The sequence below is a fragment of the Streptomyces sp. NPDC003027 genome, assembly GCF_053591435.1.
Genome location: NZ_JBSFTU010000006.1, coordinates 17,294 through 38,561, shown reverse-complemented (window position 1 = coordinate 38,561; position 21,268 = coordinate 17,294). Strand labels below are relative to the sequence as shown.

Annotated in this window: 19 protein-coding genes and 2 tRNA genes; 6 read left to right on the top strand and 15 right to left on the bottom strand. The window is 69.6% G+C overall.

Annotated features, from left to right (window positions below; translation table 11 throughout):
* Window positions 1-64: 64 nt before the first annotated feature.
* The gene (locus ACWDX6_RS06940) at window positions 65-598 is read right to left on the bottom strand and encodes a peptidylprolyl isomerase (RefSeq protein WP_451483894.1); all 534 of its coding nucleotides are present in this window, start codon (window positions 596-598) and stop codon (window positions 65-67) included.
* 212 nt (window positions 599-810) lie between these two features.
* Here ACWDX6_RS06940 and ACWDX6_RS06935 point away from each other — a divergent pair, with 212 nt between their 5' ends.
* Window positions 811-1,587: a DUF5324 family protein gene (locus tag ACWDX6_RS06935; RefSeq protein WP_451483893.1), complete on the top strand. Its 777-nt coding sequence runs from the start codon at window positions 811-813 to the stop codon at window positions 1,585-1,587.
* 45 nt (window positions 1,588-1,632) lie between these two features.
* Here the strand turns inward: ACWDX6_RS06935 and ACWDX6_RS06930 are convergent, their stop codons facing one another.
* From ACWDX6_RS06930 to ACWDX6_RS06920, 3 genes are all read right to left on the bottom strand, one after another.
* Window positions 1,633-2,007: a DUF6344 domain-containing protein gene (locus ACWDX6_RS06930; RefSeq protein ID WP_451483892.1), complete on the bottom strand. Its 375-nt coding sequence runs from the start codon at window positions 2,005-2,007 to the stop codon at window positions 1,633-1,635.
* 145 nt (window positions 2,008-2,152) lie between these two features.
* Window positions 2,153-3,412, bottom strand: a complete 1,260-nt coding sequence (locus ACWDX6_RS06925; RefSeq protein ID WP_451483891.1) for an MFS transporter — start codon at window positions 3,410-3,412, stop codon at window positions 2,153-2,155.
* Between the two features lie 178 nt (window positions 3,413-3,590).
* A tRNA-Ala gene (locus tag ACWDX6_RS06920) sits at window positions 3,591-3,663 on the bottom strand.
* 129 nt (window positions 3,664-3,792) lie between these two features.
* Between ACWDX6_RS06920 and ACWDX6_RS06915 the strand changes: the two genes are divergently transcribed.
* Window positions 3,793-4,341, top strand: coding sequence for a helix-turn-helix domain-containing protein (locus ACWDX6_RS06915; protein ID WP_356887217.1), 549 nt, complete (start codon window positions 3,793-3,795; stop codon window positions 4,339-4,341).
* Window positions 4,342-4,444: 103 nt separating this feature from the next.
* Window positions 4,445-5,749 carry a serine/threonine-protein kinase gene (locus tag ACWDX6_RS06910; RefSeq protein WP_451483890.1) on the top strand — a complete coding sequence of 435 codons (1,305 nt, stop codon included), beginning with the start codon at window positions 4,445-4,447 and terminating at the stop codon, window positions 5,747-5,749.
* A 42-nt stretch (window positions 5,750-5,791) separates the two neighbouring features.
* Here ACWDX6_RS06910 and ACWDX6_RS06905 read toward each other — a convergent pair whose 3' ends face one another.
* From ACWDX6_RS06905 to dnaA, 11 genes are all read right to left on the bottom strand, one after another.
* Entirely contained in the window at window positions 5,792-7,126 is a 1,335-nt protein-coding gene (locus tag ACWDX6_RS06905) for a hypothetical protein (RefSeq protein ID WP_451483889.1), read from the bottom strand.
* Window positions 7,127-7,275: 149 nt separating this feature from the next.
* Window positions 7,276-7,410, bottom strand: coding sequence for a DLW-39 family protein (locus ACWDX6_RS06900; protein ID WP_003958712.1), 135 nt, complete (start codon window positions 7,408-7,410; stop codon window positions 7,276-7,278).
* 159 nt (window positions 7,411-7,569) lie between these two features.
* A tRNA-Ile gene (locus tag ACWDX6_RS06895) sits at window positions 7,570-7,643 on the bottom strand.
* Between the two features lie 74 nt (window positions 7,644-7,717).
* Window positions 7,718-8,299, bottom strand: coding sequence for a DUF3566 domain-containing protein (locus tag ACWDX6_RS06890; protein ID WP_451483888.1), 582 nt, complete (start codon window positions 8,297-8,299; stop codon window positions 7,718-7,720).
* A gap of 105 nt (window positions 8,300-8,404) precedes the next feature.
* Window positions 8,405-11,014, bottom strand: a complete 2,610-nt coding sequence (gene gyrA, locus ACWDX6_RS06885) for a DNA gyrase subunit A (protein ID WP_451483887.1) — start codon at window positions 11,012-11,014, stop codon at window positions 8,405-8,407.
* A gap of 41 nt (window positions 11,015-11,055) precedes the next feature.
* On the bottom strand, window positions 11,056-13,122 hold the full coding sequence (gene gyrB, locus ACWDX6_RS06880; RefSeq protein ID WP_451483886.1) for a DNA topoisomerase (ATP-hydrolyzing) subunit B: 2,067 nt from the start codon (window positions 13,120-13,122) through the stop codon (window positions 11,056-11,058).
* A 364-nt stretch (window positions 13,123-13,486) separates the two neighbouring features.
* Window positions 13,487-14,050, bottom strand: coding sequence for a DUF721 domain-containing protein (locus tag ACWDX6_RS06875; RefSeq protein ID WP_451483885.1), 564 nt, complete (start codon window positions 14,048-14,050; stop codon window positions 13,487-13,489).
* Window positions 14,047-15,168, bottom strand: coding sequence for a DNA replication/repair protein RecF (gene recF, locus ACWDX6_RS06870; RefSeq protein WP_451483884.1), 1,122 nt, complete (start codon window positions 15,166-15,168; stop codon window positions 14,047-14,049). The genes ACWDX6_RS06875 and recF overlap by 4 nt, the downstream gene beginning before the upstream one ends.
* Window positions 15,169-15,224: 56 nt before the next feature.
* Complete coding sequence (gnd, locus tag ACWDX6_RS06865) at window positions 15,225-16,103, bottom strand: phosphogluconate dehydrogenase (NAD(+)-dependent, decarboxylating) (protein WP_451483883.1); 879 nt, start codon at window positions 16,101-16,103, stop codon at window positions 15,225-15,227.
* Between the two features lie 111 nt (window positions 16,104-16,214).
* A complete protein-coding gene (dnaN, locus tag ACWDX6_RS06860; RefSeq protein ID WP_403292747.1) occupies window positions 16,215-17,345 on the bottom strand; it encodes a DNA polymerase III subunit beta in 1,131 nt (376 codons plus the stop codon).
* 871 nt (window positions 17,346-18,216) lie between these two features.
* Window positions 18,217-20,013, bottom strand: a complete 1,797-nt coding sequence (gene dnaA, locus ACWDX6_RS06855) for a chromosomal replication initiator protein DnaA (protein WP_451483882.1) — start codon at window positions 20,011-20,013, stop codon at window positions 18,217-18,219.
* Between the two features lie 394 nt (window positions 20,014-20,407).
* Here dnaA and rpmH point away from each other — a divergent pair, with 394 nt between their 5' ends.
* Genes rpmH through yidD form a run of 3 tightly spaced genes read left to right on the top strand, consistent with a single transcriptional unit; the run spans window position 20,408 to window position 21,265 of the window.
* The gene (gene rpmH / locus ACWDX6_RS06850; protein WP_015659252.1) at window positions 20,408-20,545 is read left to right on the top strand and encodes a 50S ribosomal protein L34; all 138 of its coding nucleotides are present in this window, start codon (window positions 20,408-20,410) and stop codon (window positions 20,543-20,545) included.
* A 25-nt stretch (window positions 20,546-20,570) separates the two neighbouring features.
* Window positions 20,571-20,942: a ribonuclease P protein component gene (rnpA, locus tag ACWDX6_RS06845; RefSeq protein WP_451483881.1), complete on the top strand. Its 372-nt coding sequence runs from the start codon at window positions 20,571-20,573 to the stop codon at window positions 20,940-20,942.
* On the top strand, window positions 20,939-21,265 hold the full coding sequence (gene yidD / locus ACWDX6_RS06840; protein ID WP_015034858.1) for a membrane protein insertion efficiency factor YidD: 327 nt from the start codon (window positions 20,939-20,941) through the stop codon (window positions 21,263-21,265). The genes rnpA and yidD overlap by 4 nt, the downstream gene beginning before the upstream one ends.
* The last annotated feature ends 3 nt before the right edge of the window (window positions 21,266-21,268 follow it).

The window sequence follows — 21,268 nt, the reverse complement described above, 5'->3', positions numbered from 1 at the left end:
CTCGGCCGGGCACGTGGGCGGGCGGCTCCGGTGCGTTCGGCTCCCGTGCGTTCGGTTCCCGTGCTCAGCTCTGGCGCTTCTCGATCACGACCGACTCCAGGACCACGTCCCGCACCGGGCGCTCGGTGCGCGGGTTGGTCTCCGTGGTGGAGATCGCGTCGACGACCTTCTTGCTCGCCTCGCCCACCACCTCGCCGAAGATGGTGTGCTTGCGGTTGAGCCAGCTCGTGGCGCCGAGCGTGATGAAGAACTGCGAGCCGTTCGTACCCGGGCCGGCGTTGGCCATGGCCAGCAGGTACGGGCGGTCGAAGAACAGCTCGGGGTGGAACTCGTCCGGGAACTCGTAGCCCGGCCCGCCCGTCCCGTTCCCCAGCGGGTCGCCGCCCTGGATCATGAAGCCGCTGATGACGCGGTGGAAGACCGTGCCGTCGTAGAGACGGTCGGTGGAGACCTTGCCGGTGGCGGGGTGGGTCCACTCGCGCCGGCCCTCGGCGAGTTCCACGAAGTTCCGGACCGTCTTGGGGGCGTGGTTCGGCAGCAGCCGGATCTCGATGTCGCCCTGGCTGGTCTTCAGAGTGGCGTAAAGCTGCTCGGCCACGGTCCGCCTTCCATAGATCTCTTCTGGGGGCCTCCTCCGAGAGGTGCTCCGAAGATCGTCTCCGAAGGTCTTCTCCGAGGTCTCCCCTGGCGGTCCGATCCTCGCATGCCCCGGATGCCCGCCAACGCATGCCGGACCACGATCCGGCAGGCATGATTTCGAAAAGGGTGGAAAGGCGAAAAACCGACACCGCCACCGAGTAGGAGGATCCCGTGACCCGGATGGACAGCGTGCGCGCCGCGACCGATTCGGCCAAGGACAGCGTGCTGCACGCCGCGGAAGTGGTGGCGCCCTATGCCGGCACGGCGAAGGACCACGCCGCGCTGTATGCGGGCTCGGCCAAGGACCACGCCGCGCTGTATGCGGGCTCGGCCAAGGACCACGCCGCGCTCTACGCGCACGCGGCACGCGTCCGGCTCGCGCCGAAAGTCTCGAAGGCCGCTCTTCGGGCCCGTACTCAAGCTCGTGTGCAGTACGACTCCCGTGTCGCACCGCATGTACCGCCGCGGGTCGACGCCGCCGCGCAACGTGCCGCGGTACGGACCCGCAAGGCCGCCCGTCAGGCGGCCGACTACACCGTTCCGCGTGTCGAGCACGCGGTCGCCGCGACCGGTCCGGTTCTCGACGAGGCCGGGTCGCGCTCCACCGCCGCCTGGGCCGCGCTGCGCGGTCAGGTGACGCCGAAGGAGATTCAGAAGATCGTGAGGAAGCACGAGCGTCGGGCCAGGGCCGGACGTCTCGGAAAGCGACTCGCGATCCTCGGTGTGCTGGCCGGCGGCGCCTACGCCGCCTGGAAGTGGTGGGACAAGCAGGCCAACCCGGACTGGCTGGTCGAACCGCCCGCTCCCACCGAGGTCGACGAGGGGGTCGCGCTGTCGTCCGTCGACGGCAGCGGGTCTCTCGACGCCGAGATGGAGGCCAAGCAGGCCGAAGCCGATGCGGCGGCCGCTGAGGGGACCGAGGCCACGGACCGCGACGAGCGTCGCTGAGCGGCCTCGGCGCAGGGCGCGGGGAGCGAGATGACTCCCCGCGCCCTACGCCGCGGCGGCAAGTGCCAGTCCCGAGAGCTCGGAGTGGTCGGCCGTGTCCGTCTCGGTCGGGGAGCCGGCGCGGCGGTGGCGTACGGAGGGCGAGGAACCGTGGGCCTCGGCGCTGATGCGCTGCTTGATCGTGGGCGGCAGCGAGCGGTCCCGCACCGGGCTCCACCGATGCGTCCGCTGTGCCGGTACGGCGGCGAAGGCAGCTGTGCCGCGGTGGGCGACGCTGCCGGGGGCGGTCGGCTCCTCCGGCCGCTGGACGGAGGGGGCCTGCGCGGCGGTGGCGTTGCCCGCCAGGCCGACGGAGGCGAGCAGGGCGAAGAGTACGGAGATGAAGGCGGTCCAGAACTGCTTGACCTTGGCGGTGGCCATGGCCCCTCGCTTTCGTGACGTTCCCGGATGGATCATTTCGGGTTGCGCGCTTTACATACCTTTCTCATGATGTGTACGCACTTCCGGATTCCACGGAGCGACGCCGTCGGCGCGCAGTTCTTCCGATGAACACCACCCGTACGGCTCAGCGGGCCCCGACGGGGTCGCCGTACCGCGGCTCCCCGGAGGGATGAGCCCCCGACCGCTCGGCCCACCGCACCGCGGGCCCGGTCGCCGCCGAGGCGGCCAGGAAGATCCCGCCGAGCACGAGCCATCCCGGCACGCCCCAGGTGACCAGCAGCGACGTGACCAGCAGCGGTCCGAGCGTCCTCGCGACCGGGACCCCGATGCCGAAGAACCCCTGGTACTGCCCGACCCGGTCGGCCGGCGCCAGGGCGAAGCCGATCTGCCAGGACCCGGCGGAGTGACGCATCTCCGCGGCGACCTGGAGGGCGGCGGCGAGGAGGAGGACGGCGACCGTCGTCCACGGCCCGAGTCCGGCCGCCGTCACCGCGAAGACCGCACACGCCGCCAGCATGATGACGCCGGAGCGGCCCACCGCGCGCGTGGCCTCGGCGAGGCCGGTCACCGCCCTGGCGGTACGGACCTGGAAGAGCGTCACGGCCCCCGTGTTGAGGACGAAGAGCGCGGAGACCACCCACCCCGGTGCCGAGGTCCGCTCCACGATCCACAGCGGCAGGGCGAGGCTGAGCAGCGGCAGCCGCAGGAGCAGCAGCGCGTTCAGGAAGGTGAGCAGCGCGTACGGACGGTCGCGCAGCACCCGCAGGCGCGGCTCGCCGCCACCGGACGCGGGGGTGCCGGGCACCAGCGGCAGCCGGCGCAGCACGAGCGCGCAGACGAGGAAGCTCAGGGCGTCCAGGGCGAACACCGAGAGGTACGCGACGGGGGTTCCGGCGTGCAGGGCGAGTCCGCCGATCCCCGCGCCGACGGCGAGTCCGCCGTTGAGCGTGGCCTGGAGCCTGGCCAGGACCTCCGTACGGGCCGTGGGAGCGACGAGCCCGGCGAGCAGCGCCTGACGGGCGGCGGCGAGGCCGCTCTGGGCGGTGGCGTAGACGGTGGCGGCGATCAGGAACGGCACGAAGGAGCGGATGAGGAGGAACGAGCCGACGGCGGCCGCGGTCGTGAGCGCGAGGAGAACCGCCGTGCCGCGTGGGCCCCGCCGGTTGGCGAGATGCCCGAGCGGTACGCCCGCGACGGAGCCGACCGCCCAGGCGAGGGTGAGCCCGAGGCCGATCTGGGGCGCGGAGAGCCCGACGAACCGGGTGAAGTAGAGGGCCGAGGAGACGTAGAAGGCCCCGTCGCCGATCGCGTTGCTCAACTGCGCGAGGAGGAGCGCTCGCGGCGCTCCGGCGGCTCGGGGAGCCCGGGAGGAGGTGTTCGCCATAGGAGCGACGCTAGGAGCGGGTGGCCCATCCAGACAGGTCCATTGACCGCCGGGGAGCCTGGGCCACTTCTGCTCCTGAAGCGCCGCACGCGGCAGCGGACGGCCCAGCACGGCGCAGGCAGAGCGGAAAAAAGACCCCCCTGAGCGCTTCTACGCAGCTCAGAGGGGTCTCATCCGGTGGAGCCTAGGGGAGTCGAACCCCTGACATCTGCCATGCAAAGACAGCGCTCTACCAACTGAGCTAAGGCCCCGGAACGAGAACAGAGTACCGGGTCATCCGCTGGATCTCGCAAAAGGATTGGGACTCCCGGTCGGCGACCACGCTCCGTAAGATGCTGACCGAGGTTCGCAGTGGCGAACCGCAGGGATGGGGAGAAGTAATGGATGCAGCGCAGCAGGAAGCCACGGCCAGAGCCAGGGAGCTTCAGCGCAGTTGGTACGGAGAGCCGCTGGGGGCGCTCTTCCGTCGGCTGATCGACGATCTCGGGCTGAACCAGGCCAGGCTGGCGGCCGTGCTCGGACTGTCGGCACCCATGCTTTCCCAGCTGATGAGCGGCCAGCGGGCCAAGATCGGCAACCCCGCGGTGGTGCAGCGCGTGCAGGCGCTGCAGGAGCTGGCGAGCCAGGTCGCCGACGGCAGCGTCAGCGCGGCCGAGGCCACGGACCGGATGGACGAGATCAAGAAGTCGCAGGGGGGCTCCGTGCTGACCGGCACCAGCCAGACGACCAACAGCTCCGGTGCGCCGACGGTGCGCCGGGTGGTCCGCGAGATCCAGTCGCTGCTGCGCTCCGTGGCTGCCGCCGGCGACATCATCGACGCGGCCGACTCCCTCGCCCCGGCCCATCCGGAACTGGCAGAGTTCCTCCGGGTGTACGGCGCCGGGCGCACCGCGGACGCGGTCGCGCACTACGAGTCGCACCAGAACTGACGCCGAGCCGCCGGCCCGCCCGTACAGCGATCGGAACGGGCCCGGCGGAACCGATTCGGCACGACGGAACCGATTCGGCACGACGGGGAGCGGGCGCAGCGCAATGGGTGAGGTCTTCGCCGGTCGGTACGTGCTGATCGACCCGATCGGACGTGGTGGCGTCGGCGCGGTCTGGCGCGCCTGGGACCACCGGCGCCGCCGCTATGTGGCGGCCAAGGTCCTCCAGCAGAGCGACGCCCACACGCTGCTCCGCTTCGTGCGCGAGCAGGCGCTGAGGATCGACCACCCGCATGTCCTCGCCCCGGCCAGTTGGGCCGCGGACGACGACAAGGTGCTGTTCACCATGGACCTGGTGGCCGGCGGTTCCCTGGCGCATGTCATCGCCGACTACGGCCCGCTGCCGCCGCGCTTCGTCTGCACGCTGCTCGACCAGTTGCTGTCCGGGCTCGCCGCGGTGCATGCCGAGGGGGTCGTGCACCGCGACATCAAACCGGCGAACATCCTGCTCGACGTGACCGGAGCCGGGCGGCCGCATCTGCGGCTGTCCGATTTCGGCATCTCCATGCGCAAGGGTGAACCACGTCTGACCGAGACCGACTACGTGGTGGGCACGCCGGGTTACTTCGCACCCGAGCAAATGATGGGCTCGGAACCGGACTTCCCGGCCGATCTGTTCGCGGTCGGCCTGGTCGCGCTCTATCTGCTCCAGGGTCAGAAGCCCGATTCCCGGGCGCTGATCGAGTACTTCATGGCGCACGGCACCCCCGGCGCCCCGCACGGCGTTCCCGAGCCGCTGTGGCAGGTGATCGCGGGTCTGCTTCAACCGGATCCGCAGGCACGGTTCCGGACGGCCACGGGCGTACGCAAGGCGCTCACCGCCGCGGTCGAGTTGCTGCCCGAGGCGGGCCCGGACGAGGAGCCGGTCGAGGTCTTCGACCAGATCGGGCCGCTGCCGCCCGGCTTCGGCCCGAACGGTCCCGAGAAGCCGGCGCCGCCGGCCCCGGCCGCCATGCCCGCTCCCGCCCCCATCCACGTACAGCAGCGGCTGTCCGCCGAGCAGTCCCGGCAGCCGGTACCGCAACCTTCCGAGACGGGGAGCTTCCATCTGCCCCCGCCCCCGGGGCAGCCCGCCGCCGGCCCCGCCCGGCATCCCTCCGCGCACGCCGTCTCCGCCCATCCCGCCGGCGCGGCGGATGTCGCCCAGATCCCGACGGCCGCGGGGTCGTACGAGCATGCCACTACCCGGCCCTACACCACTCGGGCCGCGCAGGTTCCGCATCAGGCCGCCGATGTCCCGGTGACCACTCCGGTGAGGCGGCCGGGACCGCCCCCGAAGGTGGCGGTCCCGGTGCTGATCGTGGCGCTGATCTGCTTCGCGGTCGGTATCTGGGCGCTCACCCAGACCTGACGGCCGAAGGCCGTCGGCTCCCGGGCCGTGACGGAGGGCCCCCTACCAGGCCGCCGGTGGTCCGAACCGCGCCGGACCGTCCTGCGGTACCCGGGCCGCCCGCCGTCGCGCCACGACCGTCCACACCCCGAGGGCGAGGACCAGCACGGAACCGGCCCCGATGCCGGCCGCGGCGACGAGCCGCATCGAGTGGCTCTTCTGCGCCTGCGGTCCGCTGTGACCGCTGGCCGCCGCTTCCTTGTCGTCCTCGGTGACCTGGAAGGGCCCGGCGTCCCCGGCGTACGCGGGCCCGGCCTTCGGCGTCCCGGTGATGTTCACCCGGAGCGTCAGCGGCACCGGCTTGTCCCCGTACGCCTTGGCGACCTCCGGGCTGAGGGTGGCCGACAGGTAGTACCAGCCGGCGAACCGGAGGGCGTTCGTATAGCTGTTGGAGGAGTACCGGTTCTCGAAGGCCACCGGCCGGTGCGGGTCCAGCGCCAGCGTCGCGGGATCGCCGTCGTAGCTGACGGTGTCCTGGTCGACGTGCCCGCGCGCCGGGTTGTCGAGCGACAGCACGAGCGCGTTGCCGATGTACGTGTCACCTGAGGTGCTGGTGCCCAGCTCCGCGGTGGCGAAGATCTGCTGGTTCCAGTCGACCGGCACGCGGTAGAAGAGCGTCTGGCCGGGCTTGATGTCGGTGCGCCACTCGCCCTGGCGCAGCGAGGTGGCGTCATGGAAGCCGGCGCCGCCCTGCCGCTTCCGGGGCCCGCCCGCGGGCGGCGGGGGCGAGGACGAGGGCCAGTCGTCCGGCAGCGCGGTGGGGCCGGTCCGCTTCACTCCCGGCTCGGTGAGGTACCGGATCTCCAGGTCCCAGTCCTCGGGTGTGGAGGAGGACTTGGAGGTCCGCTCGACGAGCACGTAGTACGTGCCGGCCTGCTGGCAGGTGGAGCTGCCCGCCTCGATCGTGCGGTGGGCGTAGGCGGTGACGGGCCGGGTGAACCCGGCGGACTCGAACGCCGTGTCCTGGTGACCGCACTGGGAGTTGGAGCCGTCCCGCATGCTCACCTTGATGCCGTCACCGTACTCGGGCTTGCCGCCGGGCTTGGGGACGGCGACCACGGAGACGTACGCGTTCCGCTCGGCGTCGAGATCGACGCGGTAGTAGAGCTTGCCGTCCTTCTCGATGGTGTCCCGGTAGGTCCCGCCGGCCGTCAGCCGCTCGGCGTCCAGGCTGGAGGCCGCGCCCTCGACCCGCTGCGCCGCGCCATCGAAGGTGTACGGGCTCTCGCCTGCCGCCCACGCCTGGCCGGGAAGGGCCGCGGCCGCGCACACCGCCGCGACCAGCGCTCCGGCCGTCCGTCCTGTGCGGAGCACGCCCCGCCCCCACCGCGTCTTCACACGCCTCTCCTCGCCTCCACCTGACATTTGCCATCGCAATGCGATCGTTCACGTACGCGAACTGCGGGGATCTCCGTCCGGCCCCCGAACAGCACGAAGCCCCGGCCGCTCAAGCGCGGCCGGGGCTTCGCCCACAGACAGTCTGCGTCTCACACACCCGAACCTGCGGGCACGGAGTCGGTCGCCTCCGTCCACAGATCCTGCTCGGCGCGATCCGCCTGGATCTGGCGGTACACGAGGAGCCCGCCGATGGCGGCCAGTGCGACCAGGAGAAGCTTCTTCACCGCGCGACCTCGTCTTTCGTTGACGTAGGAGACTTCTGACGCCCACTCTACACATCGACCGATACCGATCGGTGACCTACTCCCCGGTCTTCCGGGCCGTGTACCGACGACAAAAGCGATCGGCCCGGACGGATAATCCGTCCGGGCCGATCATGTCTGTGGGGCTAACAGGATTTGAACCTGTGGCCTCATCCTTATCAGGGATGCGCTCTAACCAACTGAGCTATAGCCCCGCCGCGCTCTTGCGGGGTGTCCCGCGCGCTGACTCCTGAAGATTAGCGCACGTGGGGGCCAGTCCCAAAATCGGTTACTCGTCCTCCGCCAGCGTGAGCTCCACACCGCCGACGAAACCGGCCGACAGGTTGTAGATGAACGCGCCCAGCGTCGCCAGCGCGGTCATCAGGACCACGTCGATGACCGCGATCACCGACGTGAACGTGAGTACCCGCGGCAGCGAGAGGAACGACTGCAGATCGAACCCGTTGGACTCGTTCGAGCCCGTCGCCTCGCTGATCGTGCCGCCGACGGTCGAGAAGACGCCCATGGCGTCCATCACCATCCACAGCACCGCCGCCGCCACGACCGTGCAGATGCCGAGGGCGATGGAGAGCAGGAAACTCACCTTCATCACCGACCACGGATCGGCCTTGGCCACCCGCAGCCGCGCCTTGCGCGTACGAGGCGTGGTGCGTGCCCCCGTACGCGGTCGGCGCACCGCCGCCGCGTTCTGGCCGTCCGCGCCACCCGTACCGCCGACGGCCGGCGCCTGAGCGCCGTACGCCTGCGGTGGGTGGTACGGCCCGCCCGGCTGCTGCGCTCCCGCGCGCTCGCCCGGCAGCGGCCCGTTGTACGTGTCGTACGAAGGCTTGGCCCCTCGACTGTCCGTCACCGCAACCCCCTGGGAGTCCGTGGTGGAACCACGGGCACCGTCCGCTCCAGCACCGGCGGAAGCTCCGGCAGCCGCCGATCCGGCGCCCGTGGCTCCACTCACGCTCTACTCCTCGTGCTCCCCGGCCGAGGGCTCGATGCCCTCGGCTGCCTCGGCCTCGGCCGCGGTCGCGGCCTCGACGCCTTCGACGTCCTCGGCCTCGACGACCTCTTCGGCCTCGCTGCCCGCCTCGGCGTTACGTGCGATGCCGACGACGGCATCGCGCTTGCCCAGATTGATCAGCTGGACGCCCATGGTGTCACGGCCGGTCTCCCTGACTTCGTTGACTCGCGTGCGAATCACACCACCGGAGAGCGTGATGGCGAGGATCTCGTCCGTCTCCTCGACCACCAGCGCGCCCACGAGCGAACCACGGTCCTCCACGATCTTGGCGGCCTTGATACCGAGGCCACCGCGACCCTGGACGCGGTACTCGTCGACGTTGGTCCGCTTCGCGTACCCACCGTCGGTGGCGGTGAAGACGAAAGTACCCGGCCGGACGACATTCATCGAGAGCAGCTCGTCGCCCTCGCGGAAACTCATCCCCTTGACGCCGGATGTGGCACGCCCCATCGGGCGCAGCGCGTCGTCCGTCGCGGTGAACCTGATCGACTGCGCCTTCTTGCTGATGAGCAGCAGATCGTCCTCGGCCGACACCAGCTCGGCGCCGATCAGCTCGTCGTCGCCGCCGTCCTCGGTCTCCCGGAGGTTGATCGCGATGACACCGCCCGAACGCGGCGAGTCGTAGTCCTTCAGCGCGGTCTTCTTCACCAGGCCGCCCTTGGTGGCGAGCACCAGGTACGGCGCGGCCTCGTAGTCGCGGATCGCCAGGATCTCGGCGATCTGCTCGTCCGGCTGGAAGGCCAGGAGGTTGGCCACGTGCTGGCCGCGCGCGTCCCGGCCGGCGTCCGGAAGCTCGTACGCCTTCGCACGGTAGACCCGGCCCTTGTTGGTGAAGAACAGGAGCCAGTGGTGGGTCGTGGACACGAAGAAGTGGTCGACGATGTCGTCCTGCTTCAGCTTCGTACCGCGCACACCCTTGCCGCCGCGCTTCTGCGAGCGGTAGTCCTCGGTCTTCGTACGCTTCACATAGCCGCCACGCGTGATGGTGACGACGATGTCCTCCTCGGCGATGAGGTCCTCGATGGACATGTCACCGTCGAAGGGCACCAGCTTGGAGCGTCGGTCGTCGCCGAACTTCTCGACGAGGACCGCGAGCTCCTCGCTGACGATGGCGCGCTGGCGCTCCTCGGAGACGAGGATCGCGTTGTACTCGTTGATCTTGGCCTGGAGCTCGTCGTGCTCGGCGACGATCTTCTGGCGCTCCAGGGCGGCGAGCCGGCGCAGCTGCATCTCGAGGATGGCGTTGGCCTGGATCTCGTCGATCTGGAGCAGGCCCATCAGGCCCTCGCGCGCGACGTCGACGGTGTCGCTGCGCCGGATGAGCGCGATGACCTCGTCGATCGCGTCGAGCGCCTTGAGCAGGCCGCGCAGGATGTGGGCGCGCTCCTCCGCCTTGCGCAGACGGAACTTCGTCCGGCGGACGATGACCTCGATCTGGTGCGTCACCCAGTGGCGGATGAACGCGTCCAGGGAGAGGGTGCGCGGCACACCGTCGACGAGCGCCAGCATGTTCGCGCCGAAGTTCGTCTGCAGGTCGGTGTGCTTGTACAGGTTGTTGAGCACGACCTTGGCGACGGCGTCGCGCTTGAGCACGATGACGAGCCGCTGGCCGGTACGGGAGGAGGTCTCGTCGCGGACGTCGGCGATGCCGCCGATCTTGCCGTCCTTGACCAGGTCGGCGATCTTCTGCGCGAGGTTGTCGGGGTTGGTCTGGTAGGGCAGCTCCGTGACCACCAGGCACTGGCGGTTCTGGATCTCCTCGACCTCGACGACCGCGCGCATCGTGATCGAGCCACGACCGGTGCGGTACGCCTCCTCGATGCCCTTGCGGCCCACGACCAGCGCACCGGTCGGGAAGTCAGGGCCCTTGATCCGCTCGATGAGCGCGTCGAGCAGCTCCTCGTGGGTGGCCTCGGGGTGCTCCAGCGCCCACTGGGCACCGGCGGCGACCTCGCGCAGGTTGTGCGGCGGGATGTTGGTCGCCATACCGACCGCGATACCGGCGCTGCCGTTGACCAGCAGGTTCGGGAAGCGGGCCGGGAGGACCGTCGGCTCCTGGTTGCGGCCGTCGTAGTTGTCCTGGAAGTCGACGGTCTCCTCGTCGATGTCCCGGAGCATCTCCATCGACTGCGGCATCATCTTGCACTCGGTGTACCGCATGGCGGCGGCCGGGTCGTTGCCCGGGGAACCGAAGTTGCCGTTGGAGTCGACGAGCGGCATCCGCATCGACCACGGCTGGGCCAGGCGGACCAGGGCGTCGTAGATGGAGGAGTCGCCGTGCGGGTGGTACGTGCCCATGACGTCACCGACGACGCGGGCGCACTTGTAGAAGCCCTTCTCGGGGCGGTAGCCGCCGTCGTACATCGCGTACAGCACGCGCCGGTGGACGGGCTTGAGGCCGTCCCGTACGTCGGGCAGCGCGCGGGACACGATGACGGACATCGCGTAGTCGAGGTACGAGCGCTGCATCTCGGTCTCGAGCCCGACGGGCTCGACACGGAGGGCGACCGGCTCTTCTTCTTCGGTCGTGACAGGGGTGTTCTCGTCGGCCATTGCTGGTCTTCAGTCCTTTCGTGCGGTCAGCTGAGACCGACTCAGATGTCGAGGAAGCGGACGTCCTTGGCGTTGCGCTGGATGAACGAGCGCCTCGCCTCCACGTCTTCGCCCATCAGCACCGAGAACAGGTCGTCGGCCTGGGCCGCGTCGTCCAGAGTGACCTGGCCGAGCACACGGTGGTCCTGGTCCATGGTGGTGATGCGCAGTTCCTCGGCGTTCATCTCGCCCAGACCCTTGAAGCGCTGGATCGAGTCTTCCCTGATCCGCTTGCCGTTCTGCTTGCCCAGCTCGACCAGCGCGTCGCGCTCGCGGTCCGAGTACGCGTACTCGAAGTCGTCCCGGCCCCACTTGATCTTGTAGAGCGGCGGGCGGGAGAGGTAGACGTGACCGGCCTCGACCAGCGGACGCATGAAGCGGAAGAGGAAGGTCAGCAGCAGGGTGTTGATGTGCTGGCCGTCGACGTCGGCGTCCGCCATCAGAATGATCTTGTGATAGCGGAGCTTCTCGATGTCGAAGTCCTCGTGGACCCCGGTGCCGAAGGCCGAGATCAGCGCCTGGACCTCGGTGTTCTGGAGGATCTTGTCGATCCGGGCCTTCTCGACGTTCAGGATCTTGCCGCGGATCGGCAGGATGGCCTGGTACATCGGGTTCCGGCCGGACTTGGCCGAGCCGCCGGCGGAGTCACCCTCGACGATGAAGATCTCGCACATGGCGGGGTCGTTCGACTGGCAGTCGCTCAGCTTGCCGGGCAGCGACGCCGACTCCAGCAGTCCCTTGCGACGCGTGAGGTCACGGGCCTTGCGGGCCGCCACGCGCGCGGTGGCCGCCTGGATCGACTTGCGGATGATGTCCGTGGCCTCGACCGGGTTGCGGTCGAACCAGTCGTTGAGGTGCTCGTGCACGACCTTCTGCACGAAGGTCTTCGCCTCGGTGTTGCCCAGCTTGGTCTTCGTCTGGCCCTCGAACTGCGGCTCGCCCAGCTTGATGGAGATGATCGCCGTCAGACCCTCGCGGATGTCCTCACCGGTGAGGTTGTCGTCCTTCTCGCGCAGCAGCTTCTTCTCACGCGCGTACCGGTTCACCAGACCCGTGAGCGCGGCGCGGAAGCCCTCTTCGTGCGTACCGCCCTCGTGGGTGTGGATGGTGTTGGCGAAGGAGTACACGCCCTCGGTGTACTGCGAGTTCCACTGCATCGCGATCTCGACCGAGAGCATGCGCTCCTTGTCCTCGGCCTCGACGTCGATGACGGTGGGGTGGATCAGCTCACCCTTGCGGGAGTTGAGGTACTTCACGAAGTCGACGATGCCGCCCTCGTAGTGGTACTTCACCGTCCTCGCCGGCTGCTCCTCCGCCGCCTCGGCGTCGGGGTCGTCGGCGCCGACCGTGGCCTTCGCGGACTCGCGCTCGTCGGTGAGCGTGATCGTCAGGCCCTTGTTGAGGAAGGCCATCTCCTGGAAGCGGCGCGAGAGCGTCTCGAAGGAGTACTCGGTCGTCTCGAAGATGTCGCCGTCGGCCCAGAACGTGACCGAGGTGCCGGTCTCGTCGGTCGCCTCGTGCTTCGCGAGGGGCGCGGTGGGGACGCCCATCTTGTAGTCCTGCGTCCAGCGGTGGCCGTCGGTCTTGACCTCCACCGAGACCTTGGTGGAGAGGGCGTTGACGACGGAGACGCCGACGCCGTGCAGACCGCCGGAGACCGCGTAGCCGCCGCCGCCGAACTTGCCGCCCGCGTGCAGGACCGTCAGCACGACCTCGACGGCCGGCTTGCCCTCGGACGGGACGATGCCGACGGGGATGCCGCGGCCGTTGTCGACGACGCGGACGCCGCCGTCGGCCAGGATCGTCACGTCGATGGTGTCCGCGTGACCGGCGAGGGCTTCGTCGACGGAGTTGTCGACGACCTCCTGCACCATGTGGTGCAGACCACGCTCACCGGTCGAGCCGATGTACATGCCGGGTCGCTTGCGGACCGCGTCCAGACCCTCGAGCACGGTGATCGCGCTGGCGTCGTACGACGCAGCGTTGGCGGACTGGGTGTTCTCGTTGGGGTTGCCGGAATCGGCCACGAAGCGCCCTTTCTGGCACAGCACAGGCCGTTCTCCGGGCATACGGGAGCGGCTGCGTCGTTCGACATGTTCCGCAGGGTGGCGGGATTGTCTTCCAGTCTACCGGTAGCGCTGACAGTCATGGGGGTTTGCCGGTACCTGAGTACGCATGTGCCGCCCTGCGCGGGAGCGAGACGACTCCCCATATCCAGGGAGGGGCTCCAAAGGGCTCTGACGGCCACCCAGCGCTTCGGCTCGTAGCGCGTTGTGGCAACCGTTCCGCCCTGGGGTCCCCCCGGGCGGAGCCCTAGAGGGAGGGACGGCCAGGCACACCCCGCGCACGCGCTGACCGAGCCAGGGCGGGACCCGGGCGCCCGTATCAGGGCCCCTGCTGACCGCACCCCGCGCCCCGCACCCACGGGCAACCTCAGCCGTACGTGTCTCCCGGTCCGACGGACCCGGGCGCCCGCAGCGGCCCGTACCCCCGCCGGGGCCCGGCCGACGGCCCCAGCACCTTGATCACCCGTACCGTCCCGTGGCCCAGGTCCTCGTTCAGCCGCGCCACCAGCCTCGGCGCGAGCAGCCGCAGCTGCGTCGCCCAGGCCGTCGAGTCGCACTGCACGGTGAGCACCCGCTCCTCCGGGTCCTCGTCGTACTTCAGCGGCTCACAGTGCTTCGCCAGGTCCTCGCCCACGATCTGCGGCCAGCGCCCCATGACCCCGCCCACCGCCGCCGGCGTCTCCCAGCCGCGCTCGGTGATGAGCCGGTTGATCGCGGAGCCGAGCGCCATCGGGTCCCGGCCGTCGGCGTGCGCGCCGGACCGCAGCCCGCCGCCCCGCCGGGCCTGCTTCTTCTGCTGCGCGGCCGCGCCCCGCGCCCGCGCCTGCTCCTTGGCGGCGCGCAGCGCGACCCGCGCCAGATCGACCCCGGAGGGCTCCGGCGCCTTCGCCGCGGCCTGGGCTCCTGCCTCGACGCCTTCGTTCTCGCTCACAGCCGCTCCACCGAACCTTCCGCGACCCCGTACCGAGCGCCCGCGAGCACGCCGGGCACGTCGTCGTCCACCGCGGCCGTCACCAGGACCTGCTCGCCCGGCGCCACCAGCTCCGCGAGCCGCTCCCGGCGCCGCGCGTCCAACTCGGCGAAGACGTCGTCGAGGACGAGCACCGGCTCGTTCCCCTCCGCCCGCAGCAGGTCGTACGAGGCGAGCCGCAGCGCCAGCGCGTACGACCAGGACTCCCCGTGACTCGCGTATCCCTTCGCCGGCAGGTCGCCCAGTTTGAGCAGGAGTTCGTCCCGGTGCGGCCCGACCAGCGTCACGCCCCGCTCGATCTCCTGCTTGCGCACCTCCGCGAGCGCGGCGATCAGCTGCTCGTACAGCTCCTCCCGGGTGTGCCCGGGGCCCGGCGCCGACGGCCGGTACTCCAGCAGAATCGGTCCGCCCGCCGGTGCCAGCTGCTCGTACGCCTTGTCGGCCAGCGGCTGGAGTACGGCGATCAGGTCCAGCCGCTGTGCCAGCAGCTCGGCGCCGGCCCTCGCCAGGTGCTGGTCCCACACGTCCAGGGTCGACAGGTCCATGCCGCGGCCACCGTGCCGTCGGGCCATGGCGGCGGACTTCAGGAGCGTGTTGCGCTGCTTGAGCACCCGCTCGTAATCGGCGCGCACACCCGCCATCCGCGGCGCGCGCGCCGTGATCAGCTCGTCCAGGAAGCGCCGGCGCTCGCCGGGATCGCCCTTGACCAGGGCGAGGTCCTCCGGCGCGAACAGCACGGTCCGTACGATCCCGAGCACATCACGGGGTCTGACCTGCGAGGACCTGTTGATACGGGCGCGGTTGGCCCGGCCCGGGTTGAGTTCCAGCTCGATCAGCTGGGAGCGCTCGCCCTGGGTGACGGCGGCCCGGATGATCGCCCGGTCCGCCCCCATCCGTACGAGAGGCGCGTCCGAGGCGACGCGGTGGCTGCCGAGGGTGGCGAGATAGCCGACGGCCTCGACGAGATTCGTCTTGCCCTGGCCGTTCGGGCCCACGAAAGCGGTGACGCCCGGATCGAGCGGGACCTCGACCCGGGCGTAGGAGCGGAAGTCGGCCAGCGACAGATGCGTGACATGCATGGTGTGCGCCGACCTTCCCCCGGCTGCTGTGCACCGCGGGGTGCACAGCCTGTGGATTACTTCTTGGACTCGACCGCGTGGCCACCGAACTGGTTGCGCAGCGCGGCGATCATCTTCATCTGCGGGGAGTCGTCCTGGCGGGACGCGAACCGCGCGAACAGCGACGCGGTGATCGCGGGCAGCGGCACGGCGTTGTCGATGGCGGCCTCCACGGTCCACCGGCCCTCGCCGGAGTCCTGCGCGAAACCTCGCAGCTGGTCCAGGTGCTCGTCCTCGTCCAGGGCGTTGACCGCCAGGTCGAGGAGCCAGGAGCGGATGACCGTGCCCTCCTGCCAGGAGCGGAAGACCTCGCGCACGTCGGTGACGGAGTCGACCTTCTCCAGGAGCTCCCAGCCCTCGGCGTACGCCTGCATCATCGCGTACTCGATGCCGTTGTGGACCATCTTCGCGAAGTGGCCGGCGCCGACCTTGCCCGCGTGGACGGAACCGAACTCGCCCTCGGGCTTGAGGGCGTCGAAGATCGGCTGCACCTTCGCCACGTTCTCGGCGTCGCCGCCGTACATCAGCGCGTAGCCGTTCTCCAGGCCCCAGACGCCGCCGGAGACGCCGCAGTCGACGAAGCCGATGCCCTTGGCGGAGAGCTCCTCGGCGTGCTTCTCGTCGTCCGTCCAGCGGGAGTTTCCGCCGTCCACGACGATGTCGCCGGGGGAGAGCAGTTCGGCCAGCTCGTCGATGGTGGACTGCGTCGCGGCACCGGCCGGGACCATCACCCACACGACGCGCGGGCCCTTGAGCTTGCCCACAAGCTCTTCCAGGCTGTGGACATCGGCGAGGTCCGGGTTGCGGTCGTATCCGATGACGGTGTGGCCTGCGCGGCGGATGCGCTCACGCATGTTGCCGCCCATCTTGCCGAGACCGACGAGACCGAGCTCCATCAGAGATTCCTTAAGCGTCGTGTGCGGTTCGTACCCGCGTCCGAGCCTACGCCCGGACGCGGGTGCACACCTGTGGGGTCAACCGCTCACTCGACGGCTGTCCGACCGGGCTCAGCCGCTGAGGCGGACCGGCATGATCAGGTACTTGTACGCCTCGTCCGCCTCCGCGTCGACCGCAGGCTTGCCGCTCAGCAGCGCGGGCTTGGTGGAGGTCGTGAAGGAGAGCTGGGCGACCGGGGAGTCGATCGCGCTCAGACCGTCCAACAGGAACGTCGGGTTGAAGGCGATCGAGATGTCGTCGCCGTCCAACTGCGCGTCCACACGCTCCACAGCCTGTGCGTCGTCGCTGGAGCCCGCCTCCAGGATCAGTACGCCCTGCTCGAAACTGAGCCGGACCGGGGTGTTGCGCTCGGCCACCAGGGCCACACGCTTGACGGCCTCGACGAACGGAGCGGTCTCGATCACCGCGATGGAGTTGAACTCCGTCGGGAAGAGCGTCCGGTACTTCGGCAGGTCACCTTCGAGCAGCCGGGTGGTGGTACGGCGGCCCGCGCCCTCGAAACCGATCAGGCCCTCGCCCTTGCCGGAGCCGGAGAGCGCCAGAGTGACCGTGTCGCCGCTGGTGAGCGCCTTGGCGGTGTCCAGCAGCGTCTTCGCGGGCACCAGGGCGACGGCCGAGGCGTCCGGGGACTCCGGCTTCCACAGGAACTCGCGGACCGCGAAGCGGTAGCGGTCGGTGGAGGCGAGGGTGACCGTGTCGCCCTCGATCTCGATGCGCACACCGGTGAGGACGGGCAGCGTGTCGTCGCGGCCGGCGGCGATGGCGACCTGGGCGGCGGCGGAGGCGAAGACCTCACCGGGCACCGTGCCGGTGGCGGTGGGCATCTCCGGCAGCGCCGGGTACTCCTCCACAGGCAGGGTGTGGAGGGTGAAGCGGGAGGTGCCGCAGACCACGGTCGCCCGTACACCGTCTGTGGAGATCTCGACCGGCCGGTTCGGCAGGGCGCGGCAGATGTCGGCGAGCAGGCGGCCGGAGACGAGGACGGTGCCGTCCTCCTCGACCTCCGCCTCGACGGAGACCCGGGCCGAGACCTCGTAGTCGAAGCTGGAGAAGCTCAGCGCGCCGTCCTCGGCCTTCAGCAGAAGGCCCGCGAGTACGGGCGCCGGCGGACGGGCCGGAAGGCTGCGGGCCACCCAGGCCACCGCCTCCGCGAGTACATCGCGCTCCACCCGGATCTTCACCGGAACCGCCTCCTGCTGTTGCTGGCTCTTCGTCGACTGCGGGAACCAGTCTGACGCACGCCACCGACACTCGGTGCGGCTCGGGGTCAAGTCGCGACAAGAGGTCGCCGACGGTCCGGGCTCGAGTTGTGCACAGGTCCCACTTCGAAGCAGATTCCGGGCTAACTCTATGTGGGAGTAGTAGTAGGGCCTGTGGAAACCGTGGATAACGCCATCTGTGCAGGTCAATGCCGGTTTTTTGTCCACCGGCCCTGTGGGTGGAGCCGGTGGACAACCGGGGCGTTCTGTGGACGCCCGAAAGTTCTGCACACCCGGTACACAGGCAACCGGGAGTTCTCCCCAGTGCCGTCCCCAGCTTTACCCACGTTCCCCACAGGCCAATCGTCTCCCTTGGTGTGACCGCTTTCACTCGGAGCGGGGAGCCCGGGCGTTTTGTTGCCGAACAGTGGACAGGGGTGTGGAGAAGCTGTGGGCAACTCCTTGTGGCCTGTGGGCCGCCGGTGGACAACTCGATCGGGGTCCTGTGGACGAGGGATTCGTCCACAGGCTGTGGATCACGGTTGCCAACAAATCCACACGGCCCTGACCTGGTGTGATGATCTTCCGCGCGGAGGGCCTGTGGACATGATCCGGATAACTCCGCAGTCCCCACCCTGTGGACGGGAGATCATCCCCCAAGCTGTGGAGAAGTGGCCAACCGCTCCCTGTATTCGAACAGCGAGCGTGTGCACAGCCGTGTGGAAAGGCCCCGAGGCACGCCCCGAGCCGCCCTCGAAGGCGCCTGAGCATGCCGAAGGGCGCCCCGGGAGGTTCCCCGGAGCGCCCTTCACAGCCGCCTGACAGAGGGCCCGGCAGAGGCGGAGAGCCTCTCTCAGCCGTTCTTGATGCGGTTGGTGAGTTCGGTGACCTGGTTGTAGATGGAGCGCCGCTCGGCCATCAGCGCGCGGATCTTCCGGTCCGCGTGCATCACCGTCGTGTGGTCGCGGCCGCCGAACTGCGCGCCGATCTTCGGCAGAGACAGGTCCGTGAGCTCCCGGCACAGGTACATGGCGATCTGGCGGGCGGTCACCAGGACGCGGCTGCGCGAGGACCCGCAGAGGTCCTCCACGGTGAGCCCGAAATAGTCGGCCGTGGACGCCATGATCGCCGGGGCGGTGATCTCCGGAGCCGAGTCCTCTCCGCCCGGGATCAGGTCCTTGAGGACGATCTCCGTGAGCCCCAGGTCCACCGGCTGGCGGTTGAGGCTCGCGAACGCGGTGACGCGGATCAGCGCGCCCTCCAGCTCACGGATGTTCCGCGAGATGCGGGACGCGATGAACTCCAGCACCTCCGGCGGGGCGTTGAGCTGCTCCTGCACCGCCTTCTTGCGCAGGATCGCGATACGCGTCTCCAGCTCCGGCGGCTGCACGTCGGTGGTCAGGCCCCATTCGAAGCGGTTGCGGAGCCGGTCCTCCAGGGTCACCAGCTGCCTCGGCGGGCGGTCCGAGGAGAGCACGATCTGCTTGTTGGCGTTATGGAGCGTGTTGAAGGTGTGGAAGAACTCCTCCTGGGTCGACTCCTTGCTCGCGAGGAACTGGATGTCGTCGACCAGCAGGATGTCCACATCCCGGTAGCGCTTGCGGAAGGTGTCGCCCTTGCCGTCCCGGATCGAGTTGATGAACTCGTTGGTGAACTCCTCCGAGCTCACGTACCGCACGCGCGTGCCGGGGTAGAGATTGCGCGCGTAGTGCCCGATGGCGTGCAGCAGGTGCGTCTTGCCGAGGCCCGACTCCCCGTAGATGAAGAGGGGGTTGTAAGCCTTCGCGGGTGCCTCGGCCACCGCCACGGCGGCTGCGTGCGCGAAGCGGTTCGAGGAGCCGATGACGAAGGTGTCGAAGAGGTAGCGGGGGTTCAGCCGCGCGTGCTGCTCGCCGGGGGCGGCGGATGACGAGCCCTGCCCGGAGGGCGAGCCGGGACGTCCCACCCCGGGACCGCCCTGGCCCGCGGGCCCGCCGGGGCGGTGCCCCCGGCCGGCGCCCGGGCCCTGGGGCTCGGGAAGGTCGCCGCGCTCCGGTCGCTGCGGCTGCTGCTCGTACGACGGCGGGCGCTCGTCGTACCGCTGCTGCGGGGACTGCTGGTTGCGGGGGCCGGCGTAGGGGTCGCGCTCCTGGAAACCGCCGAGCCGCGGCTGCTGCCAGGAGAGGTCCTCCTGGGTGCGCGGCCAGGAGCCCGGGTCGGGACGCTGCTGCTGGTAGTCCGGATAGGCGGGGCGGGCGGTCGGTAGCCCGTCGTCCTGCATCGGCCGATGTCCGTAGCCGTCGTACTTGTCGTACGACTCCGGTGACGGACGGTCGTCGTACCGCGACTGCTGGTGCTGCTGCTGGTGGATCGGCGGCGCCGGCGGCGTGGGCTCACCGACCGAGTCGTCGACGGTGATCGCGATCCGGATCGGCCGGCCGCATTCGCGGCTCAGGGTCTCGCTGATCAGCGGCGCCAGTCGGCCTTCGAGGACCCGCTTGCCCCACTCGTTGGGGACGGCGAGCAGCGCGGTGTCGGCCACCAGTGCGAGAGGCTGGCAGCGCTCGATCCACTGCTTGTCCTTGGGCTCGATGCCCTGCTGGCCCTCTCCGAGGAGGTGCTCCAGCACGCGTGGCCACACTGCGGCAAGATCGGCAGGTACGTCAGCCACAGGGCACGCTTCCTCGCAGGTCCCACGAATGTGTGGTTCTCGGGACGGTTGGTCGAAGTCCGTCAGGACAGGTGACAGGACAGGTAAGGACAGAACGGAAAAAGATTTAGGAGTCCAGCCACGGTAGTCGCGGCGGCTGACCTCGTTCAAGTTGTTGTCCACAGCCTGTGCACAATGGGCCCCGGCGATCGGCCGGTTTGACCGGATGGCGTAGCCGCGCGTACCGTAACCAGGTCGAGTTGTCGATGGCTGCTGCCGCCTGCCTCCGATGGGCAAAGATCACGGTCTGTGATCGTGAAGCGGTGCACTCGGGCGTATTGCGAGCTACTCGTGGGCGCACGGTGACAGCCAGGCGATGTCCCGCCACCACACGAATCATTTCTGGAGCCCCCGAGTGAGCAAGCGCACCTTCCAGCCGAACAACCGTCGTCGCGCCAAGACCCACGGCTTCCGCCTGCGCATGCGCACGCGTGCCGGTCGCGCCATCCTGGCGAACCGCCGTGCCAAGGGTCGCGCGAGCCTGTCCGCCTGATCCGCTTAAACAAACAGGTCATGACGTGCTGCCTACCGAGAATCGGCTGAGGCGGCGCGAGGACTTCGCAACCGCGGTACGCCGAGGGCGCCGGGCCGGTCGCCCGCTCCTCGTCGTCCACCTACGCAGCGGTTCAACGGACCCGCACGCGCCTGGGGAGAGCGCTCCCCCGACGCGTGCGGGTTTCGTCGTGAGCAAGGCCGTAGGCGGTGCGGTCGTACGCAACCAGGTGAAGCGACGCCTGCGCCATCTCGTCCGCGAACGGCTGTCCGAGCTGCCCCCCGGTAGCCTGGTGGTCGTACGGGCGTTGCCCGGAGCCGGCGACGCCGACCACTCTCAGCTGGCCCGAGACCTGGACGCCGCTCTTCAGCGGCTCCTGGGAGGGGGCACGCGATGAAGTACCCGCTGCTGGCTCTCATCAAGCTGTACCAGTGGACGATCAGCCCGCTTCTCGGGCCCGTCTGCCGGTACTACCCGTCGTGTTCCCACTACGGATTCACGGCCATCGACCGGCATGGCGCGATCAAGGGCACAGCCCTGACCGCCTGGCGCATCCTGCGGTGCAATCCGTGGTCGCCCGGCGGCGTGGACCACGTGCCTCCGCGCAAGCGTCCTCGCTGGCACGAAATGCTGCGGAACGCGCTGCGCGGCGACAAGGGCGGGTCCACCGCCGAGACGAGCCCGGCCGCAGAGACCTCGCCCAATGCTCAAGGAGCCTGATTA

Coding starts and splice junctions, on each gene's coding strand:
- ACWDX6_RS06910 (WP_451483890.1), top strand. CDS start 4,445: ATGGGTGAGGTCTTCGCCGGTCGGTACGTGCTGATCGACCCGATCGGA.
- gyrB (WP_451483886.1), bottom strand. CDS start 13,122: ATGCCCGGAGAACGGCCTGTGCTGTGCCAGAAAGGGCGCTTCGTGGCC.
- ACWDX6_RS06930 (WP_451483892.1), bottom strand. CDS start 2,007: ATGGCCACCGCCAAGGTCAAGCAGTTCTGGACCGCCTTCATCTCCGTA.
- recF (WP_451483884.1), bottom strand. CDS start 15,168: ATGCATGTCACGCATCTGTCGCTGGCCGACTTCCGCTCCTACGCCCGG.
- gyrA (WP_451483887.1), bottom strand. CDS start 11,014: ATGGCCGACGAGAACACCCCTGTCACGACCGAAGAAGAAGAGCCGGTC.
- gnd (WP_451483883.1), bottom strand. CDS start 16,103: ATGGAGCTCGGTCTCGTCGGTCTCGGCAAGATGGGCGGCAACATGCGT.
- yidD (WP_015034858.1), top strand. CDS start 20,939: ATGAAGTACCCGCTGCTGGCTCTCATCAAGCTGTACCAGTGGACGATC.
- ACWDX6_RS06925 (WP_451483891.1), bottom strand. CDS start 3,412: ATGGCGAACACCTCCTCCCGGGCTCCCCGAGCCGCCGGAGCGCCGCGA.
- ACWDX6_RS06915 (WP_356887217.1), top strand. CDS start 3,793: ATGGATGCAGCGCAGCAGGAAGCCACGGCCAGAGCCAGGGAGCTTCAG.